At 38.3% G+C, this 14,974-nt stretch carries 13 protein-coding genes; 4 read left to right on the top strand and 9 right to left on the bottom strand.

Translation table 11 applies throughout. The features are described from left to right. On the bottom strand, window positions 1-1,980 hold a 1,980-nt coding region (gene pnp, locus H592_RS0121020; protein ID WP_028870493.1), incomplete at its 3' end, for a polyribonucleotide nucleotidyltransferase. Window positions 1,981-2,273: 293 nt separating this feature from the next. On the opposite strand from pnp, the gene H592_RS0121015 reads away from it, so the two are divergent. Then, window positions 2,274-2,996 (top strand): glutathione S-transferase, encoded by a 723-nt coding sequence (locus tag H592_RS0121015; RefSeq protein ID WP_051369307.1) that lies wholly within the window; start codon window positions 2,274-2,276, stop codon window positions 2,994-2,996. 111 nt (window positions 2,997-3,107) lie between these two features. On the opposite strand, the gene H592_RS0121010 is transcribed toward H592_RS0121015, so the two are convergent. Further along, window positions 3,108-3,773 (bottom strand): TenA family protein, encoded by a 666-nt coding sequence (locus tag H592_RS0121010; protein ID WP_028870491.1) that lies wholly within the window; start codon window positions 3,771-3,773, stop codon window positions 3,108-3,110. A gap of 255 nt (window positions 3,774-4,028) precedes the next feature. On the opposite strand from H592_RS0121010, the gene H592_RS0121005 reads away from it, so the two are divergent. Beyond that, a complete protein-coding gene (locus tag H592_RS0121005) occupies window positions 4,029-4,409 on the top strand; it encodes a VOC family protein (RefSeq protein ID WP_028870490.1) in 381 nt (126 codons plus the stop codon). 125 nt (window positions 4,410-4,534) lie between these two features. On the opposite strand, the gene H592_RS0121000 is transcribed toward H592_RS0121005, so the two are convergent. The 6 genes from H592_RS0121000 to H592_RS0120975 all read right to left on the bottom strand — a co-directional run bounded on the left by H592_RS0121000 (window position 4,535) and on the right by H592_RS0120975 (window position 11,291). Continuing rightward, the gene (locus H592_RS0121000) at window positions 4,535-5,338 is read right to left on the bottom strand and encodes an ABC transporter ATP-binding protein (RefSeq protein ID WP_028870489.1); all 804 of its coding nucleotides are present in this window, start codon (window positions 5,336-5,338) and stop codon (window positions 4,535-4,537) included. Then, window positions 5,335-6,240, bottom strand: a complete 906-nt coding sequence (locus H592_RS0120995; RefSeq protein ID WP_028870488.1) for an ABC transporter permease — start codon at window positions 6,238-6,240, stop codon at window positions 5,335-5,337. The genes H592_RS0121000 and H592_RS0120995 overlap by 4 nt, the downstream gene beginning before the upstream one ends. A gap of 12 nt (window positions 6,241-6,252) precedes the next feature. Further along, on the bottom strand, window positions 6,253-7,212 hold the full coding sequence (locus H592_RS0120990; protein WP_028870487.1) for an ABC transporter substrate-binding protein: 960 nt from the start codon (window positions 7,210-7,212) through the stop codon (window positions 6,253-6,255). A 443-nt stretch (window positions 7,213-7,655) separates the two neighbouring features. Beyond that, a complete protein-coding gene (gene rpsO, locus H592_RS0120985) occupies window positions 7,656-7,925 on the bottom strand; it encodes a 30S ribosomal protein S15 (RefSeq protein ID WP_028870486.1) in 270 nt (89 codons plus the stop codon). 265 nt (window positions 7,926-8,190) lie between these two features. Next, a complete protein-coding gene (locus H592_RS0120980) occupies window positions 8,191-10,608 on the bottom strand; it encodes an ABC transporter permease (protein WP_245600466.1) in 2,418 nt (805 codons plus the stop codon). Next, on the bottom strand, window positions 10,605-11,291 hold the full coding sequence (locus H592_RS0120975) for an ABC transporter ATP-binding protein (protein WP_028870484.1): 687 nt from the start codon (window positions 11,289-11,291) through the stop codon (window positions 10,605-10,607). Before H592_RS0120975 ends, H592_RS0120980 begins: the two co-directional genes overlap by 4 nt. Here H592_RS0120975 and tesA point away from each other — a divergent pair. Beyond that, window positions 11,290-11,892: a multifunctional acyl-CoA thioesterase I/protease I/lysophospholipase L1 gene (gene tesA / locus H592_RS0120970; RefSeq protein WP_028870483.1), complete on the top strand. Its 603-nt coding sequence runs from the start codon at window positions 11,290-11,292 to the stop codon at window positions 11,890-11,892. The two genes, H592_RS0120975 and tesA, sit on opposite strands and share 2 nt — an antisense overlap. Window positions 11,893-12,256: 364 nt before the next feature. Continuing rightward, complete coding sequence (locus H592_RS23100) at window positions 12,257-13,132, top strand: DMT family transporter (protein WP_037072483.1); 876 nt, start codon at window positions 12,257-12,259, stop codon at window positions 13,130-13,132. A 237-nt stretch (window positions 13,133-13,369) separates the two neighbouring features. Here H592_RS23100 and H592_RS0120960 read toward each other — a convergent pair whose 3' ends face one another. After that, window positions 13,370-14,062, bottom strand: coding sequence for a PEP-CTERM sorting domain-containing protein (locus H592_RS0120960; RefSeq protein WP_028870482.1), 693 nt, complete (start codon window positions 14,060-14,062; stop codon window positions 13,370-13,372). Between the last annotated feature and the right edge of the window lie 912 nt (window positions 14,063-14,974).

The following is a 14,974-nucleotide window of genomic DNA, read 5'->3' as shown; positions in this document are numbered from 1 at the left end:
TTTTTGAACACGTTCTTCACAGATTTGTGAGATGTGAACTAGACCGTCTTTACCAGGAAGAATGTTAACGAATGCGCCGAAGTCAGCTAGACGTACAACTTTACCGTGGTAGATAGTACCTACTTCAACTTCAGCAGTAAGTGCTTTAATGCGGTTGATTGCATCTTCAGCTTGCTCACCAGATGTTGCAGCAATTTTAACTGTACCGTCATCTTCGATTTCGATAGTTGTGCCTGTTTCTTCACATAGAGAACGGATAACTGCGCCGCCTTTACCAATAACGTCACGGATTTTGTCCGTTGGAATTTTCAGTGTGTGAATACGTGGAGCGAACTGAGAAATGTCATCACGACCTTCAGAGATTGCTTCATCCATAACAGTAAGAATGTGTAAACGTGCTGCTTTTGCTTGGTTTAAAGCAATTTGCATGATTTCACGTGTGATACCTTCGATTTTGATATCCATTTGTAAAGCAGTGATACCACCAGTTGTACCTGCTACTTTAAAGTCCATATCACCAAGATGATCTTCATCACCTAAGATATCAGAAAGAACAACGAACTCTTCGCCTTCTTTAACTAGACCCATCGCGATACCAGCAACAGATGCTTTAAGTGGAACACCAGCATCCATAAGTGCTAGTGATGCGCCACAAACAGAAGCCATTGAAGATGAACCGTTAGATTCAGTAATTTCCGATACAACACGAACTGTGTACGGGAATTCTTCAACCGAAGGCATTACTGCTAATACACCACGTTTAGCTAGACGACCGTGACCAATTTCACGACGTTTAGGAGAACCAACAAAACCCGTTTCGCCTACACAGTATGGAGGGAAGTTGTAATGTAATAAGAAGTGATCTTTCTTCTCACCCATTAGGCTGTCGATGATTTGAGCATCACGTTGTGTACCAAGCGTCGCTGTTACTAATGCTTGTGTTTCACCACGTGTAAATAATGAAGAACCGTGAGTACGTGGTAGAACACCAGTACGAACGTCAAGTGCACGAACACTTTCAGGATCACGACCATCGATACGTGGCTCACCTTTAATGATGCGCGTACGTACAACAGTTTTTTCTAAATCATGTAGGTATTCGCCTACTTGTTTAGCCACTAATGCTTCGTCTTCAGCTAATAATTTTTCTTTAACTTCAGTAGTGATAGCTTTGATTGCGTCGTAACGCTCGCCTTTATCACTGATTTGGTAAGCTTGTTCAAAACGAGCTTGTGCTTCAGTTGCAATCGCAGCATCTAATGCTTCGTTACGAACTGGTGCAGACCAATCCCATTTAGGACGTGCAACTTCTGCAGCGAACTCTTTGATTGCTTCAACAACAACTTGTTGCTGATCGTGGCCGTATACTACAGCGCCTAACATTACGTCTTCGCTTAGGATAGCTGCTTCTGATTCAACCATTAATACTGCGTTGTCAGTACCAGATACTACAAGGTTAAGATCACTTGTTTCTAATTCTGTTTTAGTTGGGTTAAGTAGGTATTGACCTTCTTTGTAACCAACACGAGCACAACCGATAGGACCGTTAAAAGGCATACCAGAGATAGACAGTGCCGCAGATGTTGCGATCATAGCAACGATATCTGGGTTAACTTCTGGGTTGATTGAAACAACAGTTGCAATCACTTGTACTTCGTTTTTGAAACCAGCTGGGAAAAGAGGACGAACTGGACGGTCAATAAGACGTGCAATTAACGTTTCTTCTTCAGATGGGCGGCCTTCACGTTTGAAGAAACCACCTGGGATTTTACCTGCAGCGTATGTTTTTTCTTGGTAGTTAACAGTCAGAGGGAAGAAATCACGCTCTTGATCATCTGCATTTTTACCAACAACAGAAACGAATACACAAGTATCGTCCATGCTACACATTACAGCGGCTGTTGCTTGACGAGCAATTACGCCAGTTTCTAGTGTTACCGTATGTTCGCCATACTGGAAACTTTTTACAATAGGAGTCATTTTTTTTCCTTTAATAGTATTATTTTCATTTTGCTTTTTATCGCGCCGACAGTATACGCCAAGCAACGCTCTTTTAAAATTCTTTAGAGAAATTTTTTGATATTAATAACAATCATCAATTGGAAATGAACTGAGCCTAAATGAATCACTTATTGTAAATGGATGATAAGCTTATTTATTAAGCTAAATCATCAAGTTAAATTATTAATAAGCAATACTGGCTGAGCTTAAGGCTTATAGGTAATATGTTGTTAATACACTCTATTTACAGAATTTATTGTCAGGGATCTCTTATGCAGCCAACTAATACTAAGCAAACTTCTGCTCACCTGCCAATCTTGTATTCTTTACAACATTGCCCCTATGCGATGCGTGCACGAATTGCTATTTTTAAATCTCAGCAGCCGGTTTTAATCAGGGCTATCAAATTAAATAACAAGCCGCCTGAAATGCTAGTACTTAGTACAAAAGGTACCGTTCCAATGTTAGTGACTTACGATGGAGAAAAAACTGAAGTCATCGAAGAGAGCCTTGATATTATGCTGAAGGTATTAACAGCCAATGATCCTACACAATTGTTAACTGCACATCGCTCTGCCTCAAATGACTCAACATTGGACCAAATGCTATCGCTGATTAACTATTATGAAATGGGTTTGATTCCAGCAAATGAAGCCTATAAATGTGCCAAGCGTTATCAGGAAACTAACATCACAGAATGCCGTGAAGTCTGTGAAACTTACTTGCAACAATTAGAGTCACGATTAGCGCAACATCGATTCTTAATGGGTGACTCTGAGAGTTTATTGGATATTGCATTAATACCATTTATTCGTCAGTTCTCGAAAGTAGAACGTCAATGGTACCAACAATCCCCCTACCCAAAACTACGCGCTTGGTTAAATACTTATTTACAAAGTTCGATGTTTACTAAGGTAATGGCAAAGCATGAGTTATGGGTTGAAAATCATCGAGATATTATTTTTGGTGATGTGAAAATCAATCATAATAAATAGCGGAGCTAAAGTAATAGTATTCAAGCGTAATGCTCGACTAAGAAGTTCAGCTGAGGCTATCGATAAAAAGTTATCGATAGCCGGCTCTTAATAGCAAGTTGTAGGCAACTGTTATTGATAACAAGCATCAAAAAACTGTTTTTCTAATAGCACTGCTTGTTGAAAGTAACCTTGCATCGTTTGTTGTTGCTGTACATCTGCATTATTAAATGCAATATCAAGTTGAGTACGTAAATGCTCTACTACCGATTCAAAATACTCTCCAGAATGTAAGTTTACCCATTCTCCAAAATAGAAGGGTAATGTTTTAATCAATTTAGCGTAATCTGTACGTTCAAAAACAGGTTGTGCCCAACTTAAGTACACCCACTCGGCAACGCACAACACGGCGACCATATTTCCATATTCACCACTGTTAGCCGCTTTTAACATTAACGCTTGAAAATCACTGGTTGGTGTTAATAATTTAGGTGCTGTTCGCTTCGAGTCAGCAACTGATAATATGTCAAAAGACCGTTGAAAATAGGTATTCTCCGGACCGGCTATATTCCCTAGAAAATGCGCTAATGGCAGACGGCCAGGCAGAGATGGAGCATGGTGAATAGCTGAAGCTGCTAGGCGTACAAAGTTATCAATAAAAGTGTAATCTTGAGCTAAATAAACACGCATTTTATCTAATGATAAGGTGCCATCTGCAAGCTCAGTACAAAAAGGATGGTTGGTTGCTTTTAACCAATCATCAATACAAGTTTGTTTTAACTGTTCACTTGGGCGCATTACTTTTCCTAGTTCAATTTATAATTATTAAAAAAACAATACTACTGGTTTAAATTGATTATGTTCATATTATATTTATTTTAATTCATTACCTATAAAGTCTAAAAATTTAATTTTTGTCGTCGCCCTCTCTGCAAACACGCTTAAGTTTACATAAAGTACATTCCTTGTTCACTGTTACCCCTTGTTCGCTGTAATTAAGGTTATCCATTACGTTAATTTTTTAGAAAGTAAGTTATCACTAAGGAGGAAAGTATGTCCATGAACCCTGTCGGTTGGTTTGAAATTTATGTCGATGATTTAGCCAGAGCTAAAACATTTTATGAAGCTGTGTTTGAGGTTAATTTAGAAGTACTAGGAGATCCTAATGAATCAAGCATTCAGATGCTCGCTTTCCCTTCTGATATGGAAAAATATGGTGCTACTGGGGCATTAGTGAAGATGGATCATGTTATTGCCGGTGGTGGCGGTACCCTTGTTTATTTTGCATGTGATGATTGTGCAATTGAAGCCGCAAGAGCAAAAGCTGCCGGCGGTTCAATACAAAGACCTAAAATGGACATTGGTGAATATGGATTTATTTGTTTAGTGTTAGATTCTGAAGGTAATATGATTGGCTTACATTCAATGAACTAATATCAGTTTCATTAAGCATATGATCAATTATTGGCAAGGAAAAATGTATCAATTTAACAGTATTTAGCAAGCATAAAAAAAGAGCCTTCAGGCTCTTTTTTTATTTTACTAGTAACGAAGTAAAGTTAAGCCCCTAGCAACAACTTATCATCATCCAATTCTTCACCATCAGTTCGTGCTTGTGCAAACAGATTTAATAAATCTTTCACTTCGTAATTAGCACGTTGCTCGCCGGCTAAATCAAAGATAATTTTGCCTTCATGCAACATGATAGTACGAGAGCCATGGTCTAACGCTTGACGCATTGAATGGGTTACCATCATCACGGTTAATTGCTTTTCAGCAATAATTTGTGAGGTGATATCCATGATTAATGCCGCTGTTTTTGGGTCCAATGCCGCGGTGTGTTCGTCTAATAATAGAATAGTGCTAGGCTGTAGAGCCGACATCAATAAACTAACGGATTGACGTTGCCCGCCAGATAATAATCCCATCTGACTTTCTAGACGGTCTTCAATACCTAAATTCAAACGCGCTAATTGTTCACGAAAAATTTCTCGTGTTTTAGTGTTTAGTGCTGATGAAAGGCGCCCTATTTTGCCTCGGCCATAAGCTAACGCCATGTTTTCTTCAACGGTTAAATCACCACAAGTTCCTGCTAATGGGTCTTGAAAAACACGCGCAATATCTGCTGTTCTTCCCGTTGCAGGTACTTTAGTCACATCACGCTCACCAAATAGAATTTGCCCTTTGGTGCTGTTGATATCACCAGCAATTGTATTTAACAGCGTTGATTTACCTGCACCGTTAGAACCAATAACAGTAACAAATTCACCTTGCGGTATGGTTAAGTCAATGCCACGTAATGCTAACTTTTCAGTGGGTAAACCACGATTAAACGTAACATGTAACTCTTTACAACTAATCATGCTTCTTTCCTCGCTGCTTGTTTAGCTTTCCATTCATTGCGTAGCTTAGGAAAGATCAATGCCAAGGCAACCAGTACTGCCGTGATCAAGTTTAAATCTGACGCACTAAAGCCTAAGAAATCAGCATTAAGTGCCATAGAAACAGCTAGTCGATACAATACAGAACCAACAATACAGCTTAATACGATCACATACATTGAGCGGCTAGCAAACAATGATTGACCAATGATAACCGCTGCTAAACCAACTACGATAGTACCGATACCCATTGTGGAATCGGCAAAGCCATTGGTTTGAGCGAACAATGCGCCAGCTAATCCCACTAAACCGTTGGAAAGAGCCAATCCAGCATAGACTTTTTGCTTGACCACAATACCATTGGCTTGCGCCATACGTTTATTAGAGCCTACGGCACGCATTGCTAAGCCATATTGTGTTTTTAAGAACCACGCGACTAATAACCCGCCAATCAAAGCACAAACAGCCACAAATATAACGCGCATATACATGTCAGGCAGACCAAATATCCCCTCGAAAGGCGTTAAAATGGTCGGTTCCATAATTAATGCTACATTTGGTTTACCCATTACACGTAAATTAATAGTGTAGAGAGCAGTCATGGTTAAAATACTGGCTAACAAATGCAGAATGTCAAAACGTAAGTTTAACCAAGCGGTGACCAAACCTGCACATGCGGCAGCAATGGTCCCTGCGAGGGTTGCTAATAATACATTAACGCCCATTACAATTAGGGTTGCAGTAACAGCAGCCCCAAGTGTAAAACTACCGTCAACGGTTAGATCTGGAAAATCCAAGATACGAAAAGTAAGGTATACCCCAATGGCAACCAAGCCATAAATGAGGCCAATTTCTAACGTACCTAAAAATGAAAAAAGTGACATATTGTTCCGTTCTTATTTAATAACTTTAGTTGCACGAGCAAGTACAGTAGCTGGTACTTCTACACCCATTTTTGCGGCCATTTTAGGGTTAACATAAAGGTCCGTTCCTTGTGCCATTTTGACATCAATTGAACCGGCTTTTTCACCTTTAAGAATACGCACGACGATATCACCCGTTTGACGACCTAAATCAAAGTAGTTGTAACCAACAGCAGCAACAGCACCACGAGAAACAGTATCTGTATCACCAGCAAACACAGGAATTTGCGCATCAATACCCACTTTAATGACGGATTCAACAGCACTAATAATCGTGTTATCGATTGGGCAATAGATAGCATCTACTTTGCCAACCAGTTGTTTTGTTGCAATCATTACATCAGCAGATTTAGGCGCTGCAGATTCAATTACTTCAATACCCATTTCAGCAGCCGCTATTTTTAACGCTGCAACACTTGAAACAGAATTAGCTTCACCTGGATTGTACGGTACACCAACGGTTTTTAAGTTAGGCACAAACTCTTTGATCAAGGCTAAATGTTGTCTCACATTCACCATGTCAGATAAACCAGTAACATTACTGCCTGGTTGTTTTAAAGTCGGTACTAACTTAGCACCAATTGGGTCCGTTACTGCAGAAAACACAATCGGGATATTACGACTCACGCTAACAGCTGCTTGCGCTGAAGGTGTTGCAATAGCAACAATCACATCAGGTTCATCACCGACCATTTTACGTGCAATTTGTGCAGCAATAGCGGGTTGGCCCTGAGCACTTTCGTAAGTAAATTTTAATTCGTCACCCGTGTAACCATTTTCTTCTAATACTAATTTAACACCGTCTCGAACTGCATCTAGTGCAGGGTGTTCAACAATCGCAGTGGTTGCAACGTAAACAGGTTTAGCTTGCAAACCTGTAGAAATGACTGCAGCAGCCAGAAGAGTACTTTTAACAATTGAATTTAGCTTCATAATTTAATCCCTTAGGTAATAGCAACCATAATAAATAAGTATTCTATTTATGACTAGAATCACGTATTTAATATAATCGATATAAGCTTTGTGTATAGAAGAGTTGATGTCATACCAATCAATAAACTTAAGACATTTATTTTCATTTGGCGTTAATATATTGCGCTTAACGGTACCAGTTAACGTCAACATTACCAAGTACCTATTCAAATACCTATCGGTAAAATGGTTAGTAGATCACTGTAATATTCTAATGTTCTTGTTAAGGCTAAGTCGACCGTTTTATTGTCTTAATTTAAGATCAAAAATATCTATGTTGATCATAAAAAATACGACCTAAATTTTGTTTATTTGATAACAGGTAAATTTATCTGTCAATTTACCTGAATACAAACAAAAAAAGAGCCCTTAGGCTCTTTTTAAAATCAGTATTTAAGTCGAAATTAACGACGTAGACCTAATTCTGCGATTAATGCTGTGTAAGCTGCAACATTTTTACGCTTTAAGTAGTCAAGTAATTTACGACGTTGACTAACCATGCGTAATAGACCACGACGGCTGTGGTGATCATGGATGTGCTCTTTAAAGTGACCTTGAAGGTGGTTGATTTGTACTGTGTACAATGCAACTTGAACTTCAGGTGAACCAGTATCGCCTTCTGCGCGACCAAATTTTGCTACAATCTCAGCTTTCTGTTCTGCACTTAGTGACATAACGTACTCCGATATTTTGTGGTTATGTGAATAACCTATTTTAATTATTATCGCCGATCACTAATTCAGCGATAAAGTGAGAGCCGAAGTTTACGGACTTTTGTACTTAGGTGCAACTATAAAACAAGCTTATTTTACTGCAATCTTATGCTAAAAATTATTTAACAATAAAGAAATAAAGTCACATCGGTTATTGCGCGTTTTATATTGCTCAAATTCAATCATAATGGGACTTTATTTTATATTAATTAGCACACGAGTGAGACTATCTTAGCGGCTTTAACAATGCTTTAATCACTGAACTTAAGCTTACAGAAACCACTAACACAGCCAGTAACGGTAACACCACCCACATACTTGGATGCAGCTGTGCAGGTAATTCAAATCCCCACGTCATCAAGCTCGCTAAAATAACCTCCGCAGCAAGTGCAGCCACCAAACCAGCACTCAATGCTAACAACCCATATTCAGCCCACAAAGTATGGCTGATACGTTTTTTGCTCGCACCTAACGTACGGTATAAGGTGATCTCTCTTTTACGTTCACTCAAGCTTAAACGTAATAAAGTGAATATTAATAAAATACCCGCCATTACCCCTAAGGCAGCAAGCCCAGTTAAAGACCATGAAATTTGTCTTAATAATCCCTGTATTTTATCTGCCATAGTACGAAGATCTAACAAAGTAACGGTTGGATATGAGCGTGCTAATTGATTAACTAATGGAGTTTGATCTTGGCCTGCTCTAAAACTAACCATCCACGTTGCAGGTAAATCAGCAATCACGTCTTCACTGAATATAAACACAAAGTTAGGTTTTAAGCTTTGCCATTCAACCGCGCGAATAGAGTTAACCGTCGCTGTAAAAGGTTGGCTATTCACTTCAAAAGTCAGTTTATCACCTAAGGTTATACCTAGTTCACTGGCAACCTCTTGCTCAATAGAAACGGTTTTTTCACCTGTCCATTCACCAGCGACAACCTCATTATAAACCGGTAGTTGTTTCGCCCAGGTAAAGTTAATTTCACGTTTTAAGATACGGACATCTTTATCTTCATAAGCAGCCAATTCGGTGGTGCTTATTGCATTGATGTCAGTAAGGCGACCTCTGATAATGGCAAATGCATCACTGCGCGGTAATTGCAATGTATCAACTTGCTGCAGGTAACCCTGTTGTTCCTCAGGGCTAATATTAATAGCAAACACATTCGGAGCATCCGCGGCTAAAGTCTGTTGCCAATCACCTAATAAGTCACTTTTAATCAACCAAATCAATGCCACTAACATTAATGAACCGGCCAATGCCGCTAATTGCATCATGCTATTTTTAGGTGACCGATTAATACGGCTTAAAGCCAAGCTAAATGCCGCGCCCCATTTAAGTTTCCCCAGTGCTTTTAGCAATCCATAACTGAGTGCAGCGAGCAACACAAATAAAACCAACAAGCCGACTAACACCATCCACACTAATTTGTTACTACCATAAAACACAATTAATGCGCTGATCGGTAATAACAATAACCACCAGCTGGTTTTGGAATAATGTGTGGTGGCTTGCTGCTGAATAACATTAATTGCAGGAGCATCTAATAATCGAGTTAATGGGATTAATAACGCAGGTAAACCGATACAAAGTGCAACGCCAATGGCAAACATAAATGGCTGTAGCCCAACGCTAGGTAATTGTTTAGGTAAAATATCAGCTAATGGTAAGCGTAATAAAAACTCTAACAACAGCCCTGCTACACTCCCGACAACAAATGCCACAACAAACATGATCAGCACTTGGGTGCTTAACCATATTCTTAACCACGCGCGACTCGCTCCCATACTTTTTAACATTGAAACCGTTTCACTGCGATTTCGAGCATAGTGCAAACAAGTCAAAATCAAGGTCACTGCAGCCATTAAGATCACCATTAAAATGGTTAATGATAAATACTGTTTGGCTTTCCCCATTAACCTTGCGGCACGGCTTTCTTTATTTTGATCAACCCAAGATTCACCAGCTTGTAATGAGTAGTCCTGTTGTAAAGCTGCTAAGGCAGATAGGTCTCCATTGATAAATAGTCGATAGCGTACGCGGCTACCCACTTGTACTGCGCCTGTTTTTTCAAGGTCAGCATCATGAATAAAGAGATTTGGAATGCTATTAAAAGGGTTATAAGCCAGTTCAGGCTCATCTTTGATCACCCCTGTAATAGTTAAATCTGCATCACCAATCGCTAATGTTTCACCTATTTTTGCATCTAGTAGCGACAATAACCGAGGTGAGATCCATAACTCACCAGGGTTGACTTGATGAGCAACGGTTTCACTATTATTGGTTAAATTTAACACCCCACGCAGCGGGTAATTTGTTTCTACACTTTTAACCGTGACCAATTGCATCTTGAGATCACTAAATGCCATGGTCTGAAATCGGCTTTGTGAAGAGACCGTGAGTCCGGCTTTTTGGGCTTGTTCAACTAACGTATTAGGAATGGGGTTAGACGATCGAAAGACAAGATCAGCCGCTAATAAAGAACGGCCTTGGTTTGTCATCACTTTCTCGACACGTAACGCAAGGGTCGATAATGCCACTACACAGGCAATAATTAGCGTTAATGCCACCATCACAGGCCATAATTGACCAAACCAGATCTCTCGCCAGCTCCAGCTTATTATCATTTTATTGGTTTTCATGCACTTTCCTGACATTGACCATCATTAATAATCAGCGTGCGTTGGCAACGCTTAGCGAGGTTTGCATCGTGAGTCACTAAAATCAGTGTTGTGCCCTGCTCTTGATTCATCTTAAATAACAGCTCAATAATATTTTGCGCTGTTTTCTGATCCAAATTCCCCGTGGGTTCATCAGCAAAAAGAACTTTAGGCTCAGTGACAAAAGCACGTGCTAAGGCAACTCGCTGCTGCTCTCCACCAGAAAGTTGAGTCGGTAAATGAGTTTCGCGACCTGACAGCCCTACTTCGTTTAACAGTTGTTTGGCTTTTTGATTATTGCTGGCTTCATCTTCATTACCACGGAGTACCATCGGTAAGGTGACATTTTGTAAGGCGTTCAAAGAGGGAATGAGTAAGAAGTTCTGAAACACAAAACCAATTGATTCACTGCGAATTTTAGCTCTTTGTTCATCGTCCATAGCTGAAATTTCTGAATCTAAGAGAGTGATCGAACCTGATGTAGGTTGGTCTAGCCCTGCAAGTAAACTCATCAAAGTTGACTTACCTGCACCCGAGGTTCCCATAATAGCAACCGATTCACCGGCATTGATGTTAAAGGAAATCCCCTTTAGGATAGATAGTTCGTTATCATTGCTTATTACTGATTTAGTAATATTCTTAACACTTATAATGGATTGACTCATGATTAAACTCGTTTCCTTATTATTCTCATTGCTATTTTCGTCTTTCGTTTACAGTAACACGTTACTGATTGTGGGAGATAGCCTAAGTGCCGGTTACCAAATGCCAGTGGAGAAAAGTTGGCCTGTATTATTACCGGAACAATTAAAACAACAAAATCAAAAAATTAACGTTGTAAACGCCAGTATATCAGGTGACACAAGTGGCAATGGATTAGCGCGTATACCGGCTTTGTTAAAAAAACATCAACCTGATTATGTTTTAATTGAATTAGGAGCAAATGATGGATTACGTGGTTTTTCACCCACTATTATCAATAATAATTTAAGCATTATTATTGATAATATCCAAGCACAAAATGCGCAGCCTATTTTAATGCAAATTCGTGTCCCGACTAATTATGGGAAACGTTACAGCCAAGCTTTTTCAAGCATTTACCCAGCTTTAAGCGAACAAAAAAACGTTCCTCTGATGCCATTCTTTTTAGAACACGTGATCACTAAACCTGAATGGATGATGAATGACGGTTTACACCCTAAAGTAGTTGCTCAGCCTTGGATTGCAGAATTTATTGCAACGGAATTAGGAAAAATTATTAAATAATACTCAGCTAGCTAAAAATAAGATCACTTAGCTAGCGATAAGACTATACGTATGACACTTCAAAATACAAAAATGAACGAACCCAGATTTAAAGATATTCTCAATATAAAAAGAAGTGCTAACGGCCATAGATAAGTAAGTGAAAAAGATCCTACGAATCAAAGCACTCAATAAAAATAACAATAATTTAACAAAAAAATGTTCAAAATCACAAGGTTGATTTTAAGTTATTCAACAATTTAGTTTTTTAAAGTAAAAGTAATTTGAAATAGAAGTGAGTCAAGCATAAAAAATTTCAAATTAAAGTACCTTCATATTAATATCATCAAATGTCTGATAGAAGCATTCCATAGAGTAATCCGTCATGATCAAGAACCAAAAAACCGCCACCCTATTTGCGCTACTCGCTGTATTGATGTGGTCGACAGTTGCCACTGCATTTAAGATAACTTTAACTTATTTTAGTGCATTACAGATGCTGCTTGCAGCTAGCTTAGTCAGTAGCTTAGTTTTGCTGTTTATTTGTTATCGACAACATAAAATAACTTTGCTTAAAACAAGTTTTTTAAAAAGGCCCTACTTCTATCTTTTAATGGGCGCAATTAATCCATTTTTATATTATTTTTTGCTTTTCCAAGCCTATGATTTATTACCTGCGCAACAAGCACAGTCACTAAATTATACTTGGGCGATCACGCTCTCGTTATTGGCTATACCAGTACTAGGGCAAAAATTACGTAGGAATGACATTGTCGCGATTACCTTAGGCTATTTTGGGGCATTGGTTATTGCCACTAAAGGAAACCTATTCGCACTTGATTTTGAAAGCCCTATGGGTGTAGTTTTGGCGCTGCTAAGCACCATACTGTGGGCCTGTTATTGGATATTTAATAGTAAGAATGATGCTGACCCAATGGTCGCTTTATTGCTCTGTTTTTTATGTAGTTTACCCATGGTGTTGTTAACTATATTAATATTCGATGATATTAATATCACCGCTTGGCAAGGTTGGTTAGGTGCTGCTTACATCGGTCTATTTGAAATGGGTCTGGCTTTTGTGGCTTGGTTAACCGCACTTAAATACGCAGAAAGCACCAGTAAGATAAGTAATTTAATTTTTATCTCGCCCTTTGTTTCTTTAGTGCTATTAAGTCAAATTATTGGAGAGACTATCTATCCTGCAACTATCATTGGGTTAGTATTGATAATCACAGGCCTACTGATCCAGAAAAAGGCTTAATCACGGAAGTGCATCGAAAAACCAAAGCTTATGCCTCCTGCTAATGTTTGTTTAAGATAAAAATTCAACACAAAATAAAAACAGGCTAAAACAAAAAAGCACCAATCATAACGATTGATGCTTTTTAAGAGGCTATTTAATACATTACTTAATAACGGTACCTAATAGTAACTGTACCTAAAATAACAAGACCTAAACCTAACAATACATAAAAATCAATCTAGGTATTGATTAGCATTATTTTTTCACTCTACGTGATAATGATAAACCAACTAACGCTAAGCCAAGAATCGCAATAGTTGTTGGTGCAGGCACATTAACGATTAATGAAGGATTATTAAACCCAGCACCTTGGAATACCGTTGACTCACCAAATACAACTAAACCGTTATTGTCTTGAACGCCATTTACCCAGCCTTGAACAATACCAGTCACATCAACAGTAAAAGTACCAAATGCATCGGTTTTAACGTTGCTTACTAAGTCTTTTTGATTGCTTGAAGCTTGAGCATATTCAAATAAAGGTAAAGAACCAGCTGCATCACTCCAAGCACTTTCAACTTGTCCTAATAAAACAGTTAAGTTATTTTTATCGTTTAAACGAGAAACAAAATCAAGACTAAATAATGCAGAGAAACCTGAAGCATTAACGTTACTTGCTGTTAAGTTACTTAAATCGAAATTAAGAAAAGTTGCAATACGTTTACTTTCTTGACTTAACTCAGCTCGTTCACGTGCGATAACCTCAGTAGCAGATAAAGTACCACTGTCAACAACACCTGCAAATTTCGCATCGCCATCAACAGATACGCTAACAATTGAAGTGGGTGCAGTAGTAATTAATGATGCTTGAACACTCGGCACAATAAATACTGACATTAAGCACAAGCTAGTAGTGATGGTCGTAAATAATTTTTTCGAATTAAACATAAGTATTATCCTTTAGTTTTTACTACTATCTGTTCAAATAACAAGTAGGCAGCAATTTATGTATCTCTAACAAGGTATAAAGCAAAAAATATGCCATAAATATGTCGCTTTATTTTCAATAAGATAATTTCTTTAAAATATTAACTTGTCTAATTATGCAAAAAAAACCGACACCCATTTAGAGTTACCTCACATGAGCAGTTTAATTACCCATTAATAGATAATGTTATTAATAAACGCTAAACAACCAGCTTTATCTACTGATATTATCAATCTATTAAGATGACGAGCGATTTATAAGGGGCTCAAAACGTATAAACCAGCTTAAATAACAATGAACTATTAATACCCATCTAAGTAATGATCTAGTCATTTATGCTTGTTAAAATGAATCCTAGCTTCGTTTTTGATTTGATTTGATTTTCAGAACCTCCTGTTCTTTGCCACTCTGTGGCCAGCTAAAGCTGTTCAAAATTATTCCATACTATTTTGTGTAATGAGAATAACTAGTTACTGCAATCAGCGCTTTGCTATCATCCATTTTCCCTAACGCCTAAATAGACCATTTATTTATCCTGATGGGTATAACTGTTCTGCTCAGACATTTCTCTCAACTTCTTTCAAAAAAAATCTTTCAAGCAACACTTTTGTTAGAAACTCTAACTTCAAGTATAAAAAACAGCTTTAAACTAATTAATTTATAAAATGGTTTTCCGAAGAGGGACTTGAACCGTCACGACCAGAATTAGATACGGGGATTTGTTATCAAAGAGCAGGTATATTAAAAGGCGAATATGTAAAGGGCTCAAATTTTAGATATATCGAGTAGGGTGAGGCTTTTGCCTCATCCCTCTCACAGAACCGTACGTACGGGCCTCGTATACGGCTCCTGTATTCTTTTATTCCATCATC

Source organism: Psychromonas arctica DSM 14288 (assembly GCF_000482725.1).
GTDB classification, from domain to species: domain Bacteria; phylum Pseudomonadota; class Gammaproteobacteria; order Enterobacterales; family Psychromonadaceae; genus Psychromonas; species Psychromonas arctica.
Note: the sequence above shows the minus strand (reverse complement) of the source record. Positions and strands in the feature narration are given on the sequence as shown.

Coding starts and splice junctions, on each gene's coding strand:
- H592_RS0121015 (WP_051369307.1), top strand. CDS start 2,274: ATGCAGCCAACTAATACTAAGCAAACTTCTGCTCACCTGCCAATCTTG.
- H592_RS0121010 (WP_028870491.1), bottom strand. CDS start 3,773: ATGCGCCCAAGTGAACAGTTAAAACAAACTTGTATTGATGATTGGTTA.
- H592_RS0121005 (WP_028870490.1), top strand. CDS start 4,029: ATGTCCATGAACCCTGTCGGTTGGTTTGAAATTTATGTCGATGATTTA.
- H592_RS0121000 (WP_028870489.1), bottom strand. CDS start 5,338: ATGATTAGTTGTAAAGAGTTACATGTTACGTTTAATCGTGGTTTACCC.
- H592_RS0120995 (WP_028870488.1), bottom strand. CDS start 6,240: ATGTCACTTTTTTCATTTTTAGGTACGTTAGAAATTGGCCTCATTTAT.
- H592_RS0120990 (WP_028870487.1), bottom strand. CDS start 7,212: ATGAAGCTAAATTCAATTGTTAAAAGTACTCTTCTGGCTGCTGCAGTC.
- rpsO (WP_028870486.1), bottom strand. CDS start 7,925: ATGTCACTAAGTGCAGAACAGAAAGCTGAGATTGTAGCAAAATTTGGT.
- H592_RS0120980 (WP_245600466.1), bottom strand. CDS start 10,608: ATGAAAACCAATAAAATGATAATAAGCTGGAGCTGGCGAGAGATCTGG.
- tesA (WP_028870483.1), top strand. CDS start 11,290: ATGATTAAACTCGTTTCCTTATTATTCTCATTGCTATTTTCGTCTTTC.
- H592_RS0120975 (WP_028870484.1), bottom strand. CDS start 11,291: ATGAGTCAATCCATTATAAGTGTTAAGAATATTACTAAATCAGTAATA.
- H592_RS23100 (WP_037072483.1), top strand. CDS start 12,257: ATGATCAAGAACCAAAAAACCGCCACCCTATTTGCGCTACTCGCTGTA.
- H592_RS0120960 (WP_028870482.1), bottom strand. CDS start 14,062: ATGTTTAATTCGAAAAAATTATTTACGACCATCACTACTAGCTTGTGC.